At 66.0% G+C, this 18,624-nt stretch carries 12 protein-coding genes and 1 tRNA gene; 8 read left to right on the top strand and 5 right to left on the bottom strand.

Features of this window, described 5'->3' with window-relative positions; translation table 11 throughout:
* Positions 1-64: 64 nt before the first annotated feature.
* Together ACQY4K_RS04945 and ACQY4K_RS04940 are read right to left on the bottom strand one after the other, a co-directional pair.
* Positions 65-811: an SDR family oxidoreductase gene (locus tag ACQY4K_RS04945; RefSeq protein ID WP_428393941.1), complete on the bottom strand. Its 747-nt coding sequence runs from the start codon at positions 809-811 to the stop codon at positions 65-67.
* 195 nt (positions 812-1,006) lie between these two features.
* Complete coding sequence (locus tag ACQY4K_RS04940) at positions 1,007-2,146, bottom strand: DEAD/DEAH box helicase (protein WP_428393939.1); 1,140 nt, start codon at positions 2,144-2,146, stop codon at positions 1,007-1,009.
* Between the two features lie 14 nt (positions 2,147-2,160).
* Between ACQY4K_RS04940 and ACQY4K_RS04935 the strand changes: the two genes are divergently transcribed.
* Together ACQY4K_RS04935 and ACQY4K_RS04930 are read left to right on the top strand one after the other, a co-directional pair.
* Entirely contained in the window at positions 2,161-3,129 is a 969-nt protein-coding gene (locus ACQY4K_RS04935) for a mitochondrial fission ELM1 family protein (RefSeq protein WP_428393937.1), read from the top strand.
* Positions 3,130-3,135: 6 nt separating this feature from the next.
* Entirely contained in the window at positions 3,136-5,019 is a 1,884-nt protein-coding gene (locus tag ACQY4K_RS04930) for a hypothetical protein (protein ID WP_428393935.1), read from the top strand.
* 9 nt (positions 5,020-5,028) lie between these two features.
* Here the strand turns inward: ACQY4K_RS04930 and ACQY4K_RS04925 are convergent.
* A tRNA-Val gene (locus ACQY4K_RS04925) sits at positions 5,029-5,103 on the bottom strand.
* A gap of 318 nt (positions 5,104-5,421) precedes the next feature.
* Here ACQY4K_RS04925 and ACQY4K_RS04920 point away from each other — a divergent pair.
* The 6 genes from ACQY4K_RS04920 (at position 5,422) to ACQY4K_RS04895 (ending at position 9,223) form a co-directional block, all read left to right on the top strand.
* Positions 5,422-5,973, top strand: a complete 552-nt coding sequence (locus ACQY4K_RS04920; protein WP_428393933.1) for a GNAT family N-acetyltransferase — start codon at positions 5,422-5,424, stop codon at positions 5,971-5,973.
* Between the two features lie 110 nt (positions 5,974-6,083).
* Positions 6,084-6,452, top strand: coding sequence for a GNAT family N-acetyltransferase (locus ACQY4K_RS04915; protein ID WP_428393931.1), 369 nt, complete (start codon positions 6,084-6,086; stop codon positions 6,450-6,452).
* Between the two features lie 187 nt (positions 6,453-6,639).
* The gene (locus ACQY4K_RS04910; RefSeq protein WP_428393929.1) at positions 6,640-6,969 is read left to right on the top strand and encodes a hypothetical protein; all 330 of its coding nucleotides are present in this window, start codon (positions 6,640-6,642) and stop codon (positions 6,967-6,969) included.
* 581 nt (positions 6,970-7,550) lie between these two features.
* A complete protein-coding gene (locus tag ACQY4K_RS04905) occupies positions 7,551-7,829 on the top strand; it encodes a polymorphic toxin type 28 domain-containing protein (RefSeq protein WP_428395976.1) in 279 nt (92 codons plus the stop codon).
* Between the two features lie 137 nt (positions 7,830-7,966).
* Positions 7,967-8,530, top strand: a complete 564-nt coding sequence (locus tag ACQY4K_RS04900; protein WP_428393927.1) for a hypothetical protein — start codon at positions 7,967-7,969, stop codon at positions 8,528-8,530.
* Positions 8,531-8,713: 183 nt separating this feature from the next.
* Positions 8,714-9,223 (top strand): hypothetical protein, encoded by a 510-nt coding sequence (locus tag ACQY4K_RS04895; protein ID WP_428393925.1) that lies wholly within the window; start codon positions 8,714-8,716, stop codon positions 9,221-9,223.
* A gap of 491 nt (positions 9,224-9,714) precedes the next feature.
* Here the strand turns inward: ACQY4K_RS04895 and ACQY4K_RS04890 are convergent, their stop codons facing one another.
* Positions 9,715-16,983: a hypothetical protein gene (locus ACQY4K_RS04890; protein WP_428393923.1), complete on the bottom strand. Its 7,269-nt coding sequence runs from the start codon at positions 16,981-16,983 to the stop codon at positions 9,715-9,717.
* 299 nt (positions 16,984-17,282) lie between these two features.
* Positions 17,283-18,581: an NCS2 family permease gene (locus tag ACQY4K_RS04885; RefSeq protein WP_428393921.1), complete on the bottom strand. Its 1,299-nt coding sequence runs from the start codon at positions 18,579-18,581 to the stop codon at positions 17,283-17,285.
* Positions 18,582-18,624: the final 43 nt, after the last annotated feature.

Raw genomic sequence — 18,624 nt, 5'->3', positions numbered from 1 at the left:
TGGCCTATGCCCCCGCCGCGATTACCCGATGTCCACACATGGAAACCATTCACATTCAGAAAGCTCAGATGTCCACCATTCCGCCATCGACGTAGAGTTCGGCGCCGGTGGTGTAGGACGAGTCATCGCAGGCGAAGAACAGCGCGGTCGTTGCGATCTCCTCGGCTCGGCCGGTCCGCTTCAGCAGAATCCTGGCTACCATGTCCTTGGTCATTTCGGCGAGTTGCTCATCGGACAAGCCAACCTTGCCGAAGATCGGTGTTTCGATCGGACCCGGGCTGATCGTGTTGACCCGTATGCGTCGTGGCGCCAGCTCGGCCGCGAAGGTGCGGCCGAACGAGCGAAGTGCCGCCTTCGTGGCCGAGTAGACGCTCGATGCGCTGCCGCCGGTCGATCCGGACACCGAGGCGGTCAGAATGATCGCGCCGCCATCCGACATCACTGGTGCGGCGTGCTTGAGTACGAAGTAGGCGCCCTTCACATTGATGTTGAACTGGGCGTCGAAGAACGTCTCGTCGACAATCTCGCTCGGCGCGAACCTGGCAATGCCGGCATTGACGAACAGCACGTCGATTTGGTGGTGCCTGGCCGATACCTGTTCGATCAGCCGCTTGGTGGCGCTGACGTCGCCGGCGTCGGATGCAATTACCTCGATGCCGGGCATGTCACGGTGCGCCGCCTCCAGCGTCTTCGGGTTCGAGCCGGTGACGATCACGGTCGCTCCTTCCGATTGGAACTTCAGCGCGGTCGCGGCACCGATGCCGCTGGTGCCGCCGGTGATCAGGGCGATCTTGCCTGCAAGTTTAGCCATGTGTCTCTCCATCGAATGCGCTGTTACGCAAGTCGGACGCCGACGTTAATCGGCCCGGCCAGAGCAGCAAGCTGGTCTGCACCAGCCGCTCAAGCCCCGCGTGTGGCACAGAAGGCACGTGGTCGCCCACGTCCCACATATTCCATACCAATCAGTATGGATATTCTCCCTGAACCTGTCCAGCGGCGTTGCGCCTCAAGGTCGAAGCTGCGAGGGGTCAGAGACGGTGAGCCTTGTGCCGAGCAGCTTTTCGACGTCCCGCAGATACGGCCGCTCGGCGGCGTCACAGAACGAAATCGCCATTCCGGCGGCGCCGGCGCGCGCGGTACGGCCGATCCGGTGGACGTAGCTTTCCGCCACGTTAGGCAGATCAAAATTGATCACGTGGGTGACCTGGTCGACATCGATACCGCGTGCGGCGACGTCGGTGGCGACGAGGACCGCCACCCGGCCGGCCCGAAAGTCGCCCAGCGCGCGGTCGCGCTGCGCCTGGCTCTTGTCGCCGTGCAGCGAGGCGGCGGCGAGGCCGGCGCGATCAAGGAACGCGACGATACGTTCCGCACCCTGCTTGGTGCGGGCAAATACCAGGATGCGGCCGCCGCGGATTTTGCGCAGGATATCAGTGAGCAGCGCGCGTTTGCGTGCGGCATCGACGAAGATCACGCGCTGGTCGATCCGCTCGGCGGCAAGTGCTTCGGGAGAGACCGCGACATGCACCGGATTACGCAGGAGGTGGGCCGCAAGCTCGGCGATCTCGGCGGGCATCGTCGCCGAGAAGAACAGGCTCTGCCGGGCGTCGGGCAGCAGGCGCGCGATCCTGCGGATTGGTGCGATGAAGCCGAGATCGAGCATGTGATCGGCCTCGTCGAGCACCAGCGTGGTGGTCGCCTCCAGGCGCACGGCCTTGTCGGCAAGCAGGTCGAGCAGGCGGCCCGGTGTGGCGACGAGAATGTCGGTGCCCCCGGCGAGGCCGCGGGCCTGCGGGTGCTTGGGCACGCCGCCATGCACCAGCCGCGTGCGCAGAGGCGTGTGGCGGCCGTAGGCGCGGAAGCGCTCGGCGATCTGGGCTGCAAGTTCGCGGGTCGGCGACAGCACCAGCGCCCGGCAACCCTGCATTGGAGGATGCTGCGGTGGGGCGAGCAGCCGGTGCAGGATCGGCAGCGCGAAGGCGGCGGTCTTGCCGGTGCCGGTCTGGGCGATGCCTTGCAGGTCGCGTCCTGCCAGGATGGCGGGGATTGCCTGCGACTGGATCGCCGTGCAGGTGGTGTAGCCGGCCGCTCGGACGGCATCGAGCAGCGGCGATGCCAGGCCGAAATCGGCGAAATTGTTGGTCATGGGGGCGTTGTGGAGTGCCGGCGCTGGAGAAACAAGTCGAGTCGCGCGAACCCGCTTTGATCCTGTCGCAGCCTCTGGCCGGGTTGCAGGCGCAGGCGATCGGGCTGGCCGAGCGCGCCGGACTCGCGCCGATGATCCAGCCGCTGCTGGCGCGGCGTCCCTGGCGCTGGACGCCGGCGGCACTCTGGCCGGCGCCGCTGGCGGCGGTGGGCGGTATCGCCGTAACATCAGGGACGCTGGTGCTGAGCGTCGGCGGCATGGGCGCCGCGGTGGGGGCGGCGCTGCGCCGGCGCGGCTGCCCGATCGTGCAGATCCAGAACCCGCGCATGCGGCTCGACCGGTTCGATTTGATCGTGGCCAACCCGCATGACGAGATCGCGGGACCAAACGTGCTGATCTCGCGCAATGCCCTGCATCGCATCTCGCCCCAGCGCCTGGCGGCGGCGCGGGAGGCGTGGTTGCCGCGGTTCGCGCATCTGCCGCGACCGCTGGTGGCAGTCCTGGTCGGGGGCGCCAACGGCCGTTACCGGCTGGACCGTGAGGTGGCGGCGGCCCTGGCGCGGCAGCTCGCAACGATGATGCGCTTGGACCGGGTCGGCGTGATGCTCACCCCGTCGCGCCGCACCGATGCGTCAGCAAGGGCCGCGTTCAGCCAGGCGCTTGCCCCCCTCGGCGCCTGGGTCTGGGATTTGCAGGGCGAGAACCCCTATGTCGGCATGCTCGCCTGTGCCGACGCGATCGTCGTGACCACCGACAGTGTCTCGATGATCTCCGAGGCGGCGGCGACCGCGGTGCCGGTGCTGGTGGCGGCCTTGCCGGGTCGGTCGCGTCGCATCGGCCTGTTCGTGCAAACCATGCGCGCCGCCGGCCGGGTGCGCGATTTCACGGGCAGGCTGGAGCACTGGCAGACCGGGCCCCTGGACGACACACTTGCGGTGGCGCAGGACATGCGCCGACGGCTTGCAATGGCGGAACTCGGTTAGAACGACATGCTTGACATCCGGACCTATGACGCGCGCCAGGGCGGCAACGTGCTCTACAAGGCATTGGCGCACCCGCTCGCGGCGGAAGCGGCGTCAGGGCTCGGCGAGGCGTTGCGCGCCGCCGGGCCGCTCGCCGTCTATGACCCGGACAATGCGGCGCGGATGCTGTTCGCGCTGCATGACGGACTGCCCACGCCGAGCGAGCTTTATGTGCATGACGTGGAACTGGTCGGCGAGGCGGGTCCGGCTGGCAAGGCGCGGGCCCTGGTAGAGATCGGCCGTACCCAGGCCTCGACGCTGCTGGTCGCGTCGTTCGATGCCGAGCGCATCGTCTCCCGGATCGCACCTATGCTGCCGACGCATGTAACGGTGCTGACGCTTGACCGGTTGCGTCTGCCCGAGGCGATGCTGACCCAGCCGCGCACCTACCTGAACCGGCTGAACTTCGCCACCAACTTCGCCTTCTTCCGCGATGACGGCGCCTTGTCGACGCGTCTCGTCACCGCGAACTACTGGAATGCCTACGGAGCAACCGGGGTCTGTCTGTGGCTGCGCCTGTATGACCGCGACGGCGCCGTGCTCGCGACCTGGGAGCAGCCCGCACCCGCCGGGGCCGGCGGCATCGTCATCGACAGCCGCGCGGTGCGCGAGCGGTTCGGCCTGCCGGCGTTCTGCGGCCAGCTTTTCATCCATGCCATCGGCGTCGCCGGGCACGACGTGGTCAAATACGCGCTCGACACGTTCGGCGTGGACGGCAACGAGAGCCTCTCGGTGACGCACGACGCCAATGCCTGGCCGTCCGACCGCTACGCCAACCTGCCCGCACCCGCCGCAGGCGAGCAGGTCACGCTCTGGGTGCAGAATTCGCACGCGCTGCCGATCCCGCGGGGGGCGATCGCGCTCGATCGGATGGGCGCCGAGGCGCCGGTGGCGTTCGACCAGGCAGTGCCACCGTTCGCCAGCGTCGCCATCGACGTCGCAACGCAGCTTCCCGGCCTGCAATGGCCGGCGCAGATCGAGTTGCGCAGCGGCCGCCACATCGTGCGTCCCCGCTACGAGGTGATGCGCGCCGGACGCACCCGTATCGCCCACATGAATGTCGAGCGCGCCGATCTGGTCGCAGACCCGGGCATCCCAACGCTGCCCGAGACCCTCGGACGTGGCTACCTGCTGCCCTTCCCGGTGCTCGACCCGGCGCGGTTTCGCAGCATCGTGCAGCCGGCACCAATGGCCGAGCGGCAGCGCACCCTGCCGCTGCGTGTCGATCTGTTCGACGTGCAGGGCGAACCAGCGGGGCAACGCTTCCTCGGCGGCCTGCCGCGCAACCACGATCTCGCTCTGGATCTCGCCGACCTCGACGCCCCCGAAGGCCACGCAGAGCTCGCCTATGATTTCCGCGACGGCGGCGAGGCCGACGGCTGGCTGCACGCCCTCGTACGCTACGAGAGCAGGCAAGGCCCGCACGTGGCCGAAACCAGCTTCGGCGCGCATATCTTCAACACCGCGATGATCTATCGCGACGAGCCGCAATCCTACTCCGGGCCGCCGCCTGGGCTGTCAACGCGGCTGTTCCTCAAGCTGGGCGATGGGCGCCAGCGTAGCTTCTGCGCGCTGATCTACGCCGCCTCCGCCCCCTGGCGGGCGACCTCCACGACACTGCTGGTGCTGCATGACAGTGCCGGGGAGGCAATCGCCGAGCACCCGGTCGCCATCGCCTGCTCCGGCTCGATGATGGTCTGGCCGGACGCTATTTTCGGACCAGCACTGCTCGATCGCGCGGGACCCGCCGGCTACGTGCTGATCCGCGACACCACCTGCCGCCTGTTCGGCTATCACGGCCTGATGGACGATGCGGGCGCGTTCTCGCTCGACCACATGTTTGGGTTCTGAAGGGCGGGATGGTGGGTGCGACAGGGATTGAACCTGTGACCCCCGCCGTGTGAAGGCGATGCTCTACCGCTGAGCTACGCACCCATCCGCAACGCCTCATAGGGGAGATCCCCACGGCACGGCAAGCCCCGGCCACCATGACTCTCGATACTTCGATTCATGCCGAACCTTTCCGCCGTGAAGCACGCGGCGCCATGCTTACAATTTGGTCGGAATCGTCGTGACGGACCCATTCGCCAGCCCGGCCAGCTCTACAGAGCCGGCTGAGACCGTGAGGATCACAGCTAGGATGCCACGGCATTGGCAACGAACGAGCCGCGGGGCATATCAGGCCAGACGACGAGCGTGTGGGATGTGACAGGGTATCGCGATTGCCCTCCGCCCGGCGAATGGAGGAGCACCATGATCGACATCGTCAAGCGACCAGGGCCGCCTGGCCTTGAACTGCGCGCCGCTCGAACAGGCGACACCGAAGCCTTGGCTGCCATGATGAGCCTGCCCGGTTACTGCTGGGGCACGGCACAAACGCCTTTTCCGACATTGGAGCAGGTCAGGAGCCGGATTGAGAAGCTGGCTCCCAACACCCCTCATCTCGTGGCGTTGGTTGATGCAGAGCTGGTCGGCAGTGCGTCCTTGCAGCGGTTTACCGGACGGCGGGCTCATAGTGCGGGCATCGGCATTGGTGTGCACGATGCCTGGGTCGGTCGCGGTATCGGCACGACGTTGATGGCAGCACTGATCGATCTGGCCGACAACTGGATGGCACTGGGCCGGCTGGAGCTGACGGTGAATGTCGATAACCTGCCCGCACTGGCGCTTTACCGGCGCTTCGGCTTTGAAGTGGAAGGCACGCACCGTGCCCATATTTTTCGCGGTGGCGAGTTTGTTGATGGCCACACGATGGCTCGGCTCAATGAGCGCCTCCGCAAACCCACCGAAGCGGCAGCGGAATAGGATGAGAGGCCCATCTTGACCCCCGATGCATGCGATAACGATGCCGCTCCGGCAACGCGTCTGTTGCTTCGCGCCGCCAGGGACGACGATGAAGCGGCGGTCGTCGCTCTATGGCAGGCGTGCGGCCTGGTTGTGAGCCACAACGATCCGTACGCCGATTTCCGGTTTGCGCGGTCAGGTGCGACGTCGGATGTTCTGGTCTCGGAAGACGATGGCGGACACCTGGTGGCAGGGTCATGATGGGCCATGACGGACATCGAGGATGGCTCTATTATCTCGCTGCCGATCCAAACCTGCGCTTGCGCGGCATAGGTCGCGCGCTGATCCGCGCGGCTGAAGCCTGGCTGCGCGAACGCGGCGTGCGAAAGGCGCAGCTGCTTGTGCGGCGAAGCAATGCCGACGTGGTCAGCTTCTACGAGCGCATCGGCTTTGAGCATTCCACCGTGATCGTCATGCAGCGATGGATCGACAAGGACTGATAAGAACGAAGCGGGCGGTGCGTACGGCCCGGTTCCGCGCGAGCACACACATAGAAAACGCGATGCCTGCCAGGCCAAGCCGCCTCCCGCCGGCTGCTCAGCTCGAATGCCGTGGCGAGCACCGCGACTCCGTTACGATAACAGATAGGGACATGGCATCATTGCCGCCGCACCGGAGGAGATGCGGATGAGGCCGGGACGGAGCCTGCCGGGAGGTTTGTCGCTGGGCGACGGCAGCATCCCGTTCACGATGCAGGCGGAGATTGAGCACACGACTCTGGACGAGGCGATCGCGTCCGGGCTGTTCGACGTGCCTGACGGGCCGGGCATGGTCTCGATTCCGGTGACGCTGCAGGTCACCATCCCGAACCACTTGCTGCAACCGTCTCCCCTGCCGCCAGGGCCGGGCGCCGATCACGTCGGCAACGCCGTACCAAGCGGTGCCCGACGCGCCCGCACGCGCTTCGGCGATTATCCCAGAGCGACCGCGGCACGGAACATCGCCAGGACAATTTAGGAAACGTTCGGTCCGTCCAATGCGGCCGAGGACGCCTCGTTCCGGGAAATGCTCAAAGCGATGCGGCCCGCACGCACTCAGGCGCCGCGTTCGCCATCGACCTTTCCGTCACTGCCGGCGGCACCACCGACTGAAACGACAGACCTCATGCCGCCGCGCATCGTCGCGGATGACCCTTCGCCCGTCGGTGCATCTGGCAAATCGGCACAAGGTGCTTCCATCCGGCACGACACCTCCGCTGTGCAGGCGCCTACGCAGGTCAGTGGCTCCGGCGGCCACCAGCCCGGATATGCCGCCTTGTTCCGCTCCGCGGTTGGGCCCGTGGACCCGGACCACTGGGCAGCGATAGGTGCTGCCGCCGGTGGCGTCGCCGGAGCGGCAGTGGGCAGTGTGAGCGGCGGCATTGGGGGCGCCGTCGCCGAGGGGCTGCCGGCTCCCTTGTCCTCCCGGGCGTCGGCACCTCCGTAGGCGCTCGGGCCGGAGAGGACATTGGTGCCGCTGAGGGTGCCCTTGCAGGGGGTGCAACGGGTGCCGCCGTATTTGGCGAAGCCGGCAAGCTGGCCGGCGAGTTCGTGAACTACATGGAAGGAAAGGGAACACGCGGCGGCAGTCCCGGCGCTCAGGGGAAGCGGCAGACGAGAGCGACCTCGGAAAGCCCATCGCAGGAGAAGGCGAGCGAGTCGCGTGAGAGTCACGTAACGAGCATCCAGCAAAAGATAGGTAATTTGAGAGAGCACCTGGATGAGGACCATCTCGACGCTGTTCGCCGGGAACAGAAAGGCGAGGTTGTTAAAGAAAATCCGAGCGACAATGAGCCTTATGACCATGAGGACGAAGTAAAAAATGCCCAGCGGGGTTGACGAAACACTATTAGAAGGATCAAAGCCCGCCTCGGTTACCCATTGCTTGACCATAACGAGCGTGCTACGCTAATTGCACATCTGGCTCAGGCGAGCCGTCTTCTGTATCACACAAGACATTTTACGAAAGAGCGTCGATGACGAAGGCCGAACTGGACGCCATCTTTTCCAGAGTCGAAGATGGCGTGCCGGACAGTGAACTTCAGCGTGTTGCAGATTTTGTGGCCACGAGCACGGATACAAGTCTGCAATATCGTGGATTGCAAATTCTCGGTTGGGCGCATGCTCGCGAATACGCACCTCTCATCGCGAGCTTCTTAACCCGAACGGATGATCTAGGTCTTCCATTCATAGCGATTCGGGCGCTCGTACGTTGGTTCCAGGACGCCAAGCCTTATGTCGAAACCTTGAAGTCCTTCTTGAAGGGTATTCCGGAAGATGACGGCCGTGACCTTCAACTCGGTGCGCTACAGGTTGCCGGCGAAGCTTACCGACAGACAGCCGACGCCGAAATTCTGCAAGCCATCCTGGACTTTCTTGACGACGAAAATGAAGTTTATCAAGAACAGGCCCAGGATTCGCTTGTATGCGCGATTGCTTCCGACTGGGAACGGTTGACGCCCAAGCAACGCCACGATCTACGGGTATCTTTCGATTCGGTCGACTATTTAAGCCAAGCGCGCGAGCGCCTGGGCTTTTGATATGGGGCGCAAATGACTAAGCCTAAATGCGCACTGCTTGTTACACTTGGTAGATTTATTGAATAGTGCGGGCGCGGTGCATGGCTCTTGAGTCTCGATCAAAGAGCGTCACATTTTGGATGCGAGGCTCGGACAAGCAAGCCGTCTTCTGGATCATACAAGGCACTTTACGAAAGAGCGTTGATGACCGAAGCAGAACTCGACGCCATCTTTTCCAGGGTCGAAGATGGCTTGCCGGATAGCGAACTTCAGCGTGTTGCGGATTTCGTGGTCGAGAGCACGGACACCTTCTTACAATATCGTGGTCTGCACATTCTCGGTTGGGCTCTAGATCTGCCATCCATAGTACTTCGGGCGCTCGTACGTTGGTTCTGGGACGCTAAGCCTTATGTCGAAACGGTAAAGCTATTCTTAAAGGGTATCCCGGAGGATGACGAGCTTGACCTTCAATTCGAAACGCTACAGATCGCCGGGGAGGCCTATCAACAGACAGGAGACGCCGAAATCCTACAGGCAATAGTAGATTCTCTGGACCATGAAAACGAAGTGTATCGTGAACAAGCTCGGGACTCCCTTGTGTGCGCGCTTGCTTACGACTGGAAACGGCTGACGCCTAAGCAACGCCACGATCTACGAGAATCTTTTGGTTCGGTCGACTATCTCAGCCAGGCGCGCGAGCGCCTGGGCTTCTGAAGTAGAGTGCCAACGGCCGTGGCGCAGCCGCGTCCGCGACGTGCCACCTTGGCCAAGCGCAACCGTATATAACTTTGAGGTGAGCGTAGACATAGACTAGGCTGTGCGGCTGGCGCCCGAGGTTCGTTCGTTTCGAGAATGACCGTCTTGGATGCGCTGCGTATCCTGTTTAGCAGGGTGGCGAGGGGGCGGCTTTGCCGGCGCCCTTGACCGTGAATCCGGCGGCGTGTGGTTTGTGGTTCCCGGCTGAGATTGGAGGCCTTGCGCGAGGCTGCTGATTCGGACATACAGCGGGGCCGACGTTCTACAAGCGCATTGGCTTTGAGTGATCCACCGCTATCGTCATGAAGCGATGGATCGACGAGGACTGACGAAAACGCGGAACGCTCCTCGGATGACGGATGACAGGATTACACCGGCAGGCATAACGCGATCGATGCCGTTTTGTGACACCTCTCGCATGATCCTGTGCTGGCAGGGTCATAGCCCGTTCAGCGCCCGGGATCAAACAAATGCGCCAATGTGGTCTGGGCATGGTCCAGCCCAAGGAGCGTGATACCCGTGCCGTCGGAAAGCGTGAGCACGGTGCCGGATGCGGTCGAGACGGCGCCGGACTGTGCGGAAGCGAGATCCGCGGCACTGTAGCCGTTGATCGAGAGCTTGTCCTTGCCGACGCGGAAGTCGTCGATGGTAAGGGTGCCCCCGGCGTGGCCCGCGACAACATCGTATGTGTTTGCTGCCCCCAGGCCGCCCCAGATCGTCGTGTTTCCCGATGACGCGATGAAGGTGTCCCCACCGGACGCGCTGCCGTTCACGAGCGTCGAACCCGTGCCGGCGAACAGGGTCATGTTGCCCGCGCCGCCAAAAATGGTCGCGTTGCCGCTGCCGCCGACCACTGTCTCGTTGCCGCGGCCGAGAACCATGGTATCGTTGCCGCTGCCGGCAAAGTAGGTGTTGTTGCCCATCGAGCCGGAGGTTTGGACGGTCTCGCTCCCGGCGCCGGCGACGAGCACGTCCTGAGCAGCGTTCTGCGCAACCAGAAGGTCATTGTTCGCGACCCCGACAAGGGTCGAGGCTTCGCCGCCTGCCACGAGGACGTTCCCGCCAGCGGCACCGCCCCAGAACGTGCCCGACGAGTTCGAAGAGCCGAATGCGGCCAGCTTGCCGGCGCCGCCGAACACCGTGTTCGCTCCTGCCGCGCCGATCACGGTTGCCGTGCCTTCGCCGATGAAGGTGAGGCCGCTCTGCCCGCCGAAGACAGTGGTGGTGCTGTCCGCTGCCCCATAGACATTCATTGCGCCGCCGGCGCCGACCACCGTGGTTTGCCCCTTGGCAAAGACCGTGGTGTTTCCGGCACCCGTGTAGACGGTGCTCGATCCGGTGCCGGCGCTGATGGTGTCCGCACCGATGGCGACGAAGATGTTGTCACCACCGCCGCCGACCAGGGAGCTGCCTTTGGCGCTGCCGATCAACATGTCATTGCCGGCGCCGCCGAAGGCCGCGACACCGGGGGCCGAGGCGACCAGCGTGTCGGTGCCGGGCCCCGCGTCCACGAGCGCGGCGCCCGATCCGCTGGAGACGACCACGGCCGCATAGTCGCCAGGGAGCGTGCCATTGGAGGCGGACGGAATGAAGGCGAGCGCGTGGAGGTCGGCCGTGACCTGGTCCGGCGTTCCGGTGATGTCATAGGTATTGCCGGACGCAGCACCGATGCCGAGGCCCGCATAGTTACCGACGGCGGCGCTCGGCAGTGTCGCGGCGACGGTCACGGTATCGTTCGGGTTCTTGTCCGCGACGGAGAGGTCGAGGTAGGGGCGGAGCGCTCCGGTGACCGCCAGGGACGTGCTGGCCACCTGTGTTGTGGCGCCCCCGGCCGGGGTGATCGAGGCGGAGAACGCCACGGACTGCGTCGCACCCGGGTCCAGCCGCGCCGGCGCGAAGGTCAGCGCCTGGAGTGCTGCCTGGACCACGGACCCGATGTTGGGCCGTGCTGCAAAGGATTGTGTGTAGATCAGGTCGGAACCGGACGCGGTGCGCGTCCATGCGGACGCATCGGTGAAATCGCCTTTGGTGGCGGACGCGTCGCCTGCCACGACGACGGTTGCAATCACCGACTGGTTGTCCGGGTCGGTGACGGTAAAGCCGGGGAAGGGGGTAGTCGTCTCGACATCGTAGGTGGCATTGCCCGAGACGGTGCCGCCCGAGTTGCCGCTGCTCGTGTTTCCCGCGCCCGAGGACACGATGACAGGATCCTGGGCCGCAAGGACGGAGAGGCTCGTCTGGGCCGTCGTCGTGCCGCCGGAATTGTCGGCGAAGCGGACGGCGAAGATGTCCTTTGTTAGGGTGCCGGGCACGTTCCGGTGCGTGGTGGGTTGGAAGGTGAGCGCCTGCAGCGCCGCCTGTGCCGCGGCACCGACGTTCGGCTGCGCGGAGAGATGGAGCGTATAGGTGACGTCGCTGCCCGAGACGGTGCGGGTCCAGGCCGAGGCGTTGGTGAAGTCGCCGACCGTGCCGGAGGCGCCACCGGGAATGGTGACCGACAGCGTGCCGCCAATATCGTCCGGCTCCGACACGACCGTTTTGGAGAAGGGCTGCGCCGCCTGCTCGTCGGTGATCTGGGCCGGGCTGGCGGCGGTGATCGTCGGTGGAACGTAGGCTGCGGTGACGGGCAGCGTCGCGGTCGCGGTTGACGTAGCGCCGGAGGTATCGGTCGTGGAGACGAGAAACCTGTCGTTCGTGACGGTTCCTGGGGCGGCTGCGAAGGGAGCGGGCTGGAAGGTGAGCGCCTGAAACGCTGCCTGGGCCGCGGCGCCGACATTGGCCTGTATAGGGAGGTGCAGCGTATAGGTGACGTCGCCACCGGAAACGGTGCGCGTCCAGGCAGAGGCATTGGTGAAGTCGCCAACCGAGCCGGACGCGCCATTCGGGATGGTCACCGCGACGGTCATTCCGGTCAGGTCGGGATCCGAGACGGAGACGCCGGAGAGCGGAGACGAGGCGGTCTGGTCGTCGCTTCCATTCGGCGCGCGCGCGACCGACAGAACCGGGGCAGTTTCTGAAGAGGTCACTGCCAGCGGCTGCGAAAGCGACTGCACGTTGCCTGAGCCGTCTTCGACCGTCACGCCGAAGCTGTCGGATGTGACGGTGCCAGGCTGGGCGACATGTGCTGCGGGCTGGAAGGTGAGCGACTGCAGCGCCATCTGTCCGGCGGCGCCGGCGTCGGTCTGGGCTGAGAGCCGCAGCGTGTAGGTGATGTCGCTGCCGGAGACGGTGCGGGTCCAGGCCGAGGCGTTGGTGAAGTCGCCAACCGAGCCGGAAGCGCCACCGGGGATGGTGACCGACAGCGTCAGCGGGGTGTCGTCGGGCTGCGCGACCGTCATCCCCACGAACGGTTGGGCGGCCTGTTCGTCGCTGGTCGATTGCGCCGGGCCGGCCGTCGCACTCAAGGCGTCGCTGGCGGAGGTGACCGACAGCGGGATGGTGGCGACGGCCTGGGCGCCGGAGGTGTCCGTCACGGAGACGGAGAACGGATCGCTGGAGACTGTTCCGGGTGTCGCATCGTGCGCGGTCGGCCGGAACATCAGGGTGTTCAGGGCGGCGGTGGCCGCGGCGCCGGCGTCCGGCGCCTGGGCCAGAGCGGTGCTGTAGGTGACGGTGTTGCCGGAGACCTGGCGCGTCCAACCCGTCATGTTGGTGAAGTCGCCTGCACGCCCGTCGAAGGACACGGACAGCGCGAGCCCGGTGTTGTCCGGATCAGTCACGGTTGTCGCCGAGAACGGGCTCGCGGCCTGTTCGTCGGAGGTCTGTACGGACGTCAGGCTGCTGATCGCGGGCGCCGTCTCCTGCGCGGTCACCGCCAGCGGGACCTGCGCCAGAGCGGTGTTCGCCTGCGCGTCGGAGAACGAGACGCCGAAATCCACGGTAGCAACCGAGCCTGGCAGGTTGGCGTGGTCAGCGGGCTGGAACACCAGCGCCTGTAGGGCGGATGTCGCGGCTGCACCGCTGCCCGGCGCCGCAAGCGGCAGCGTGTAGGTGAGGTCGCTGCCCGAGACGGTGCGCGTCCAGCCGGCGGAACTGGCCTGGGTGAACGTGCCCACATTGCCCGATGCGCCGCCGGGGATGGTGACCGTGAGCACCGAGCTGGTCAGGTCCGGGTCGCTGACCACGGTGCCCGCGAACGGAGAGATCGGGCTGCTGTCATTGCCGGAGGTCGGCACTGCTGCGATCGCGGGCTGGTCCTCGGCCGCGGTGACCGTCAGCGGCTGCGAAAGCGACTGGACATTGCCTGAGGCGTCCTCGAGCGTCACGCCGAAGCTGTCGGATGTGACTGTGCCGGGCTGGGCAACGTGAGCCGCGGGCGCGAATGTCAGGGCCTGCAACGCTGCCTGCGCGGCGGCGCCGGCGTTGGTGCGGGGCGGGAGCTGCAGCGTGTAGGTGATGTCGCTGCCGGAGACGGTGCGGGTCCAGGCCGAGGCGTTGGTGAAGTCGCCGACAGTGCCGCTCGCACCATTGGGGATGGTGACGGTCAGGGTCATCGGAGTGTTGTCGGGCTGTGCCACCGTCATCGCGGAGAACGGCTGGGCGGCCTGTTCGTCGCTGATTGACTGGGTCGGTCCTGCTGTCGCGATGACCGGATCGACGGTGTTGCTGACCTGCAAGGCGACGGGGCTGCTGGCGGTGGCGGCCAGGCTGTCGGTCGCGGTGAGGGTGAAACTGTCGTCGGATGTGGTGCCCTGAAGTGCCGCATGCGCCGGAGGCTGGAACGCGAGCGCCTGCAGGGCGGCTGTCGCGGCACCGCCGATATCGGCAGCCTGGGCCAGCGTCTTGGTGTAGGTGACGGTGGCGCCGCTCTGGGCGCGCGTCCAGCCTGTGGCGTTGGTGAAATCACCCTGTGCCGCATCGAAGCTGACGGACAGCGTCATGCCCGCGACGTCCGGGTCGAGCACCGTGGTGGTGGTGAACGGTGCGCCGCCCGCGACGTCGGTCGCGGTCTGCACTGCCCCCACCTGGATGGTGGGTCCGTCTTCCACGGCGGTGACGTTCAGGGCGACCGGGGCGGTGGCGCTCTCGTTGGTGACGGTGTCGGTGAAGCCGACCGTGAAGTCTGCCTGGGTCGTGCTACCGGCCGCATTGACGTGGGCTGTCGGCTGGAACGCCAAAGCCTGCAAGGCGGCTGTCGCGGCACTTCCCGAGCTTGGCTGATCCGCGAACGCCCGGGTGTAGGTGACGTCGCTGCCGGAGATGGCGCGGGTCCAGCCGGATGTGTTGGTGAAGTCGCCGACCGAGCCGGACGCGCCGCCGATGATGGTGGCGCTTAGCGTGAACGCGGTGTGGTCCGGGTCGGACACGACTGTTCCGGAGAACGGCGCCGCCGCCTGCGCGTCGGTGGTGGAGAGCGGTGCGGCGACGGCGATGGAGGGCTGGTCCGCTGCCGCCACGACCGTCAGGGCCTGGGGCACCACGACCGTGCCGCCCATGCTGTCCTGGAGCGACACGGAGAACAGGTCGGAGGTTGTGGTCCCCGGGTCGGCAACGTGTGCCGCGGGTTGGAAGGTGAGCGCCTGCAAGGCCGCCTGTGCCGCGGCACCGACGTTCGGCTGCGCGGAGAGATGGAGCGTGTAGGTGACGTCACTGCCCGAGACCGCCCGCGTCCAGGCCGAGGCGTTGGTGAAGTCGCCGACAGTGCCGGAGGCACCACCGGGAATGGTGACCGACAGCGTCAGGCCGAGATTGTCGGGGTCGGACAGAGCGGTTGTGGAAAACGGGGTGGCGGACTGCTCGTCCGTGGTCTGCTGGGCAGCGCCCGCGGTGCCCGTCGGCCCTACATGCGGCGTGTTCACGGTGAGCGGCACCACGGCACTTGCCGTCATGGCCGCGTCATCGACAGTCCCGACCGTGAAATCGACCGTGGCGGCGCCGGGCGGGTTGCTGGTTGGGGTCGAGAAGGCCAGGCCCTGGATGGCGGACGAGACGGCGGCGCCGATGTTGGTCTGGGCGGCGAAAGATCGGCTATAGACGAGGTCGGAGCCTTGCGTGGAGACGGTCCAGCTGCCGGCATTGGAGAACGTGCCTTTCGAGCCGCTGGCGTCTCCCGCGACGGTGACGCTGACCGTCATGGCGCTGAGGTTTGAATCGGTGACAGTGGTGTTCGCCAGCGGGTCTACCGACTGGCCTGCGGCAGCGCTCTGGCCCAGCCCGGAGATGGTGGCACCCGTGTCGGCGTAGGTGACCTGGATGGAGCCGCGGCTGTCGGTGGAGCTTTCACCGTTGCTGTCGGCGACGGTCACCGACAATCCGGAGGTGGCGGTCGTTCCGATCTCCTGGGTGTCCGCGTTTGGGGTGAAGGTGACCCCCTGCAGAGCCGTTTGGGCCTGTGCGGGCGTTCCAACGATTGTGAGCACACCGGTGCTGACATCGTAGGAGGCGCCCGTGGACGACAGCATGCCAAGCGACGGGTCCGCGAGGGTGACCGTCGCGGTAACGGTGCCGGCGGTGTCGCCGTCATAGATCGTGGCGCCGCTGAAGGGATGAGCCGTGGATTGGTCGCTGGTGGCGGTGGCCTGATCGGCGTCGATTGTGGTGATGGCCGGTGTCGTCCCGCCGGCGTCGATCGCGACACTGACGGTCTGGGAGGGGTTGGCACCGCTCGCAGCGCTGATCGCCGTGAGCGTGTGGTTCAGGTTGCCGCTGCTTGCATTCTGCGCAACCTTGCCGGTGACGGTCACCGTTTCGGTGTCGCCCGAGGACATCGCAAGGGTCACGGCTGCTGCCGTCAACGGGCCCGTGCCCGTGAACACCTGTCCTGAATTGCCGTCGGTGATCGTCCAGGCGAGGTTCGTGGCGTTCGGGGGCGCCGCGTCATTCAGCGTCGTGGTGATCGCGGACGTGTTGTTGTTGAAGAGGCTGGTCGTGTAGCTGAAGTTGTCGCCCGCCGACAGGGTCGCCGGGTTGGTGGCGCCAGTCGTCGTGTCCATGATCGTGACGGCGCCGAAGGTGAGCTGGCTGTCCTTTACGGCCTTGATCTCGTGCAGATCGGTGGAGCCTCCGGTGCTCGCGGCGAAACCGAAATACAGCGAGCCTGGAACAGGCTGGTTGATCGCGTAGTTGCTGATCGGGGTGGTCCAGGTGCTGCCGCCGTCGGTGCTCACCCGGACGGTCAGCGTTTCCTGCGGCGTGCCGTTGGCACCCGTGCCGTCGTTCAGCGTGACATCCACCTCGCGCGTCCCATCGATTCCGGGCGAGAAGCGGGCACCGTCGAGATAGGCATAGCCGGAGGACCCCGAGCCGGCACCGCGCACGCCGATGGTGTTTGGTGATGCCTGGTTTGCGGGAGTCGCGGGAGTCTGGCCGCCGTCGCTATCGGAGTAGTTGCCGAAGGTGTCGAAGCCAAGGCCCAGCCAACCGTCGGTGATGCCCGCACGACCGTCATCGGAGTAGCCCAGGCCACCCCCGTAACCGCCAGGAGTGACGGAATTTGCGCCGCCAGTGAGCGCGTCGCCGTTCAGGAGGAAGAACGAGAGCCCGTCAGCCCCGGTGCCGCCGCTGGAATTATAGGTGAAGTCGAACGAGACGGACCCGTAGGCGGAGAACGGCGTCTGGTAGACGGCGATGCCGGCCTGGGAATTTGCCGCTGTCGTCAGGACCAGGTTGCCGCCGGTGACGGCCGCGTCGTTCGGAGACCCGGAGGTGCCTGCAGGGAGGTCGAACCCGCTCCCCGCGCCGAACGACGTGATGTTGATGGCCGTCACGGTCTGGGGCATGGCTACCTCGATGCTGAATCGGGGCGTAGTCAGTCACGAATTGGTGATCAAAAGGTTAACGTCCGTGACAGCGCCAGCCGTTCAGATGGCGCGCCTTATATTGCCGGATTATGGGCGTAGGCCTTCCGGATAGGTTCACGGGTGTCAAACTGGTTGCCTCATGCTGACCAGCCGGCGCGCGGACCGCGGGCGAATGGCTCGAGCCTTGGTCGGTGCGGTTGGTGCGTTGCCAGGGCGAGTCCCCGAGACGGTGGCGAAGCGGGTTGCAGCAGGCGGACGTCCGCGTCCAGGGATGTCAACTAGCCGGCACCGTTTGCGTAGGCGAACTTGAACGCGAAGACGGCGGCGATCAGCCAGGTGACGGCGGCGACCTCGCGGGCGCGGCCGCTGAGCAGCTTGATCGCGGCAAAGGCGATGAAGCCGCAGCCGATGCCGTTGGCAATCGAGAAGGTCAGCGGTGTCAGCAAGGCGGTGACACAGGCGGGGATGATCTCGGTGATGTCGTCCCAGTCGAGCGCCGTCATCTCGCGCAGCATCAGGCAGGCGACATAGAACAGCGCCGGCGCCGTGGCGTAGGCCGGCACCGAGCCCGCGAGCGGGGCGATGAACAGGCAGGCCAGGAACAGCACCGCGACAGTGATTGCGGTCAGCCCGGTGCGGCCGCCCGCCTCGACCCCGGCGGCACTCTCCAGATAGGCGGTGGTGCTCGACGTGCCGAGCAGCGCGCCCGCGAAGATCGCACTGCTGTCGGCCATCAGCGCGCGGTTGAAGCGGGTCGGCTCACGCGCCGGCAGCAGCCCGGCGCGTCCCGCGACCCCCATCAGGGTGCCGGTGGCGTCGAACAACTCGACGAGGAAAAACACCAGCACGACATTAAGGATGCCGCCGGATAGCGCCGCGCGGATGTCGAGCTTGAACAGGGTCGGGGTCAGCGACGGCGGCAGCGCGAAAATGCCGGCGAAATGGTTCGTGCCGACCGCGAAACTCAGCACGGTGATGCCGAGGATGCCAACCAGCAGCGCCCCGCCGACCTTGCGGGCGGACATGGCCGCGATCAGAACGAAGCCGAGCACGGCCATCAGCGGCCCCGGCTTTCGCAGGTCGCCTAAGGTCACCAGCGTTGCCGGGTCGGCGACGACGATGCCGGCGCTCTTGAGCGAGATCACCGCCAGGAACAGGCCGATGCCGACGGTCAGCGCCACACGCAGACTGCGCGGGATGCCGTCGACGATAAGGCGGCGCAGGCCGAGCAGGGTAATCGCAAGGAAGCTCGCGCCGGAGATGAACACAGCGCCAAGCGCCGTCTCCCAGCGGTAATGCATCCCCAACACCACCGTATAGGCGAAATAGGCGTTCAGCCCCATGCCAGGTGCGAGCGCGATCGGGTAGTTGGCATACAGCCCCATGATGGTGGAGCCGAGGCATGCGACCAGGCAGGTGGCGACGAACACGGCTCCCTTCGGCATGCCGGCATCGCCCAGGATGCTCGGATTGAGGAAGATGATGTAGGCCATCGTCAGGAAGGTCGTCAGCCCGGCCAGGATTTCGGTGCGCGGCGTGGTGGCGTGCGACCGCAGGGCGAAGAGCCTCTCGAGCATGGCAGCGGGGTCCCCTGTCGGTGCGGAGTCGCAGCATAGCTTG

The organism is Lichenicoccus sp., from assembly GCF_965276875.1.
Classification (GTDB): domain Bacteria; phylum Pseudomonadota; class Alphaproteobacteria; order Acetobacterales; family Acetobacteraceae; genus Lichenicoccus.
The sequence above is the reverse complement of the archived record's forward strand: the minus strand, read 5'-3'. Positions and strand labels throughout refer to the sequence as shown.